General features: G+C 65.1%; 3 protein-coding genes. 2 read left to right on the forward strand and 1 reads right to left on the reverse strand.

Going from position 1 to position 4,924, the window contains the following annotated elements; genetic code table 11:
- Nucleotides 1-58: 58 nt before the first annotated feature.
- Nucleotides 59-508, reverse strand: a complete 450-nt coding sequence (locus B2R83_RS10090; protein WP_292040695.1) for a MarR family winged helix-turn-helix transcriptional regulator — start codon at nucleotides 506-508, stop codon at nucleotides 59-61.
- Between the two features lie 182 nt (nucleotides 509-690).
- Between B2R83_RS10090 and B2R83_RS10095 the strand changes: the two genes are divergently transcribed.
- Both B2R83_RS10095 and B2R83_RS10100 read left to right on the forward strand, forming a co-directional pair.
- Complete coding sequence (locus B2R83_RS10095) at nucleotides 691-2,334, forward strand: DUF418 domain-containing protein (protein WP_292040697.1); 1,644 nt, start codon at nucleotides 691-693, stop codon at nucleotides 2,332-2,334.
- Complete coding sequence (locus B2R83_RS10100) at nucleotides 2,331-4,691, forward strand: penicillin acylase family protein (RefSeq protein ID WP_414674388.1); 2,361 nt, start codon at nucleotides 2,331-2,333, stop codon at nucleotides 4,689-4,691. Before B2R83_RS10095 ends, B2R83_RS10100 begins: the two co-directional genes overlap by 4 nt.
- The last annotated feature ends 233 nt before the right edge of the window (nucleotides 4,692-4,924 follow it).

Genomic DNA, 4,924 nt, shown 5'->3' on the forward strand with positions numbered 1-4,924 from the left:
ATTCGCACTGCGAATCTTCACTCTTCTCCAAACGAAAAGCGGGGCGAGCCCCGCCGATTCACGCCCCGGCGCTATCGTTCAGGTTCTTGCGCAGGTCGACCAGCTGGTCACGCAGGTGGGTGATCTCGTCCACCGAGCATTTGGTGGCGCACAGGATTTCCGGCATCAGCGCGGCCGCATCCTTGCGCAAGGACTGCCCCTGCTCGGTGAGGCTGACGATCACCTGCCGCTCGTCAGCGCGGGCGCGCGCCCGTTGCACCAGGCCCTGCGCTTCCATCCGCTTCAGCAGCGGCGTCAGCGTGGCGGAATCCAGGAAAAGGCGCTCGCCGATATCCGACACGGTCAGCTCGTCCTGCTCCCATAACACCATCATCACCAGGTATTGCGGATAAGTCAGACCGAGTTTCGGCAGCAGTCCGCGGTACACACGCATCATGGCCAAGGAGGTCGAGTAGAGTGCAAAGCAGAGCTGGTCGCCCAGCACGGGTGTAGAAGGAGTCGTTTTCATCAATCCAATATAGATCGCACACAAGCTAATTGCAAGCGAGGTGACCAGCAGGGGCCATGCAATATTAATAATGGGTGCTTAAAACGCGTTCTGTCATATATTTACGTCGTTTCGTCGCATGAGGCCTCTTGGCGGCGACCCTCTGGAATACGATCAGCGGATCAAACCAGAAGGAGATGAGCATGGACAGACCAGCTGTGCCGGCGGCGCTGACGCCGGTTGCAAACGACGAACGCATCCAGTCGCTCGACGTCGCGCGCGGCTTTGCCCTCATCGGCATTCTCCTGATGAACGTCGAGTTCTTCAACCGCGCCACCGCCTCCCTCGGCTCGGGCATGCAGGGCGGTCTCACCGGCGCGAATTTCTGGGTCAGCTACTTCGTCCAGTACTTCGTCACCGGTAAATTCTGGACCATCTTCTCCCTCCTGTTCGGCATGGGCTTCGCCGTCATGCTGACCAGGGCGGAGCGCGCTGGCCGCAGCTTCCTCGTCCCTTACATGCGCCGCATCGCCGCGCTGGCGGTCTTCGGCGCCTTGCACCACATCTTCCTGTTCGCAGGCGACATCCTGTTCAGCTATGCCGTCGCGGCGACGGCCCTCTTGATCGTGCTGTATGGGCGCGCCAAGTGGATCCTGCTCGCGATCCTCCTGTGCGCCGGAGGCGGCTTCATTCCCGGCATGGACTGGCTGTTCGGCGTCGCCGGCGGCCTGGCCTTCTTCGGCGTCGTCGCATGGTGGCTGCGCGGCGAACAGCGCATGAAACGCCTCGGCAAAGCGCCGGTCATCGCCTTCATCATGATGCTGGTCGGCGTGCTCGCAACGATCGGCGGCGCCGTGACCTGGTTCTTGCCCGCCACGCCGCCGCAGGCGCGCTTCGGCCTGCCGATGCTCGGCATTGCCCTGATCACGCTGGGTACCCTCACCACGCGCTACTACGCCGACAAGCCGGCCCGCCCGTGGCGGATCGGTGTCGGCATCTACTGCTTTTCCTTCCTCATGATGACCGGCGCCGGCGCATCGATGTACTTCTTCCCGGAGAAGCCGCCCGTTGTCGCCACCAAGGAGCAAGCCAAGAAGCAGAAGGAGCAGGAGGTCGAACGGGCCAAGAACCTGAAAGAGCGCGAAGAACGCATCAAGCGCGAGACCACGGTGCTCACCAAAGGGAGCTTCAGCGACGCCGTGAACATGCGCGCCAAGCAATTCGTCGAAGACGCGCCGGGCCAGGTCGGCTTCGCGACCATCCTGATCGCGATGTTCCTGATCGGTACCTGGTTCGTCCGCTCGGGCATCATGGAAAAGGCGCAGGCTAATTTGCCGCTGTTCCGCAAGCTGGCCATGTTCGGCCTGCCGATCGGCATCGGCATGGGCGTGCTGGGATCCACCATCGCCATGCATGCGGTGCCCGGATCACGCGGCGCCGACGGCTTCCAGCTGGCGTCCGGCCTGCAAATGCTGGGCAACCTGCCGGCCTCGATCGGCTATGTCAGCCTGGTGATCCTGATGCTCTACAGCGCCTCGCCGCTGAACAAGGTGAGCGTGCTGGCCCCATTCGGCCGCATGGCCCTGACGAACTATCTGACGCAGTCGCTGGTCGCGTCGACCTTCTTCTTCGGCTATGGCTTCGGCAACTGGGGCATCTCGCGCCTCGACCAGATGCTGTTCGTGGCCGTGCTGGTGGTGGCGCAGATCGCGTTCAGCCATGTGTGGCTGTCGCGCTTCCGCTACGGCCCGATGGAATGGCTGTGGCGTGCGGTCACCTACTGGCAGATCCCGCCCATGCGCATCAAGACCCCGGCGGCCGTGCCCGCGGTGGCGACGCCGGCGTGAAGGGGCTGGTTCGACTCGGCGCGGCGCTGCTGGTGGGCGCCGCGCTTCCTGTCTGCGCACAGCCGGTGAAGCTCGCCGGTCTGGGCCAACCGGCGCGGATCCTGGTCGACCGCTGGGGCGTGCCGCACATCTACGCGGCAAGCCAGGACGACGCCTTCTTCGTCCAGGGCTTCAACGCCGCCCGCGACCGCCTGTTCCAGATCGACTTGTGGCGCCGCCGCGGGCTGGGCGAGCTGGCCTCGGTCTTCGGTCCCTCCTACGTGGAGCAGGACCGGGCGGCGCGCCTGTTCCTGTACCGCGGCAGCATGGCGCCGGAATGGGCCGCCTACGGCAAGGATGCGCAAAGGACCAGTGCCCGTTTCGTCGCCGGCATCAATGCCTACATCGACTATATCGGGCGCAGGCCGGAGCTGCTGCCTTTCGAGTTCCGCCAGCTCGGCTACAAGCCGGCGAAGTGGCGGCCGGAAGACGTCGTGCGCATCCGCAGCCACGGGTTGACACGTAACCTGACCCAGGAAGTCGCCCGCGCGCGTGTGGTCTGCAGCGCTGGCCTGGCAGCCGATGCCGTGCGCGCCCAGTTGTCGCCGGCATGGACCACGCGGGTGCCCGAAGGGCTCGACCCCTGCCTGCCCGACGACGCGCTCGACGTCTTCACGCGCGCCACCGAGAACGTGCGCTTCGAACGGCGCAAGCTGCAGGTCTCGCGCATGAGCGCCCCGAACGAGGAGACGCTCGAGGGCAGCAACAACTGGGTGGTCGCGCCCTCGCGCACCACGACCGGCCGCCCGATCCTGGCAAACGATCCGCATCGGGCCTATGGCGCACCTTCGCTGCGCTACATCGTGCACCTGAGCGCCCCCGGGCTCGACGTCATCGGGGCAGGGGAGCCGGCGCTGCCCGGCGTGTCGATCGGCCATAACGGCAAGGTCGCCTTCGGGCTGACCATCTTCAGCATCGACCAGGAAGACCTGTACGTCTACGAAGTCAATCCAGCAAACCCGCAGCAGTACCGCTACCAGGGCCGCTGGGAGAACTTCCGCGTGGTGCGCGAAAAAGTGGCGGTGCGCGGCGGTCCCGCACGCACGGTCGAGCTGCGCTTCACCCGCCACGGTCCCGTGATCCACCAGGATGCCCGCAAGCGCCGCGCGCTGGCGGTCCGCACCGCGTGGACGGCGCCCGGCATGGCTCCCTACTTCGGCAGCATCGACTACATGAAGGCCCAGGACTTCACCCAGTTCCGCCGCGCGATGGAGCGCTGGGGTGCGCCGACCGAAAACCAGGTGTACGCCGATACGGCCGGGAACATCGGCTGGGTTGCCGGTGGCCTGGCGCCCGTGCGTCCGAACTGGGACGGCTTGATGCCGGTGCCGGGTGACGGCCGCTACGAGTGGCAGGGCTTCCTCGACGGCGCCAAGCTGCCCTACGTCCTCAATCCGAAGCAGGGCTGGTTCGCCTCGGCCAACGAAATGAACCTGCCGGCCGGATTCCCCTACCGGGAGCACAAGCTCGGCTTCGAATGGCCGGACAATGCGCGCGCGCGGCGGATCGCGGAGGTCCTGTCGAAGACGCCCAGGGCGAGCATGGAGGACATGGAGCGCCTGCAGAGCGACGTGGTGTCGCTGAACGCGCGCCGCCTGGTGGCCCTGCTCAAGCCGCTGTCCTCGCCGGACCAGAAGAACCAGGCGGCCTTGCGCCTGCTGTCCTCCTGGGATGGCGAGGAGAAGGCCACGTCCGCGGCTGCGGCCCTGTACGAAGTATGGTGGTCGCGCCACCTTGGTCATGCGTTCAAGGAGGCGGTCCTGGCGCCGGCGGCGGCGCAGAGCTTCGATGCGCCGCATGCGAGCGTGCTGCTCGAGTCGCTGGAAAACCCGGAGCAGCGCTTTGGTGCGGATGCGGTCCGCAAGCGGAACGAGGTGCTGCTCACCAGTCTCACAGAAGCGTGGGCGGAAGTGGAAAGCTTGCTCGGGCCGGACCCGGCGCGCTGGCAATGGGGCAAGCTGCACTTCAGCTATTTCGTGCATCCGATGACGCCGATCCTCGACCAGGCTGCCCGGGCGCAGGTGAACGTCGGGCCCTTGCCGCGTGGCGGCGGCGCCTACACGGTCAACGTGTCGAGCTACCACCCCGACAGTTTCTGGCAGGCGCACGGACCGTCGTTCCGCATGGTGCTCGACGTCGGCAACTGGGACAACTCACGGGCGATCAACACGCCTGGCCAGTCGGGCAACCCGGCTAGTGCGCACTACCGCGATCTCGCGCAGCCGTGGGCGGAGGGCAAGTACTTCCCGCTGCTGTACTCGCGCGAGGCGGTGGAGAAGGCGGCCAGACAGGTCATCGAACTGCTACCGGGGCGCTGACGAAAGGGGCTTGCAAGCGGGCGCGCGCTTTGTTATAGTTCGCGTCCGCTTCGTTTTGAGCAAAAAAACGTTAACGTAATCAAGTGGTTACGATGAAAAGCTCAAGAGAAATTCTAAAAACGAAGCGAACGAGGGGTTGACGAGTTAAGCGAAACACTGCATAATCTCACTTCTCTGCTGCTGACGAACACAACGCTTCGTAGCGATAGCGGAACAGAACAACGGTTCTTTAA

The sequence above is a fragment of the Massilia sp. UBA6681 genome (assembly GCF_002454935.1).
GTDB classification, from domain to species: domain Bacteria; phylum Pseudomonadota; class Gammaproteobacteria; order Burkholderiales; family Burkholderiaceae_D; genus Telluria; species Telluria varians.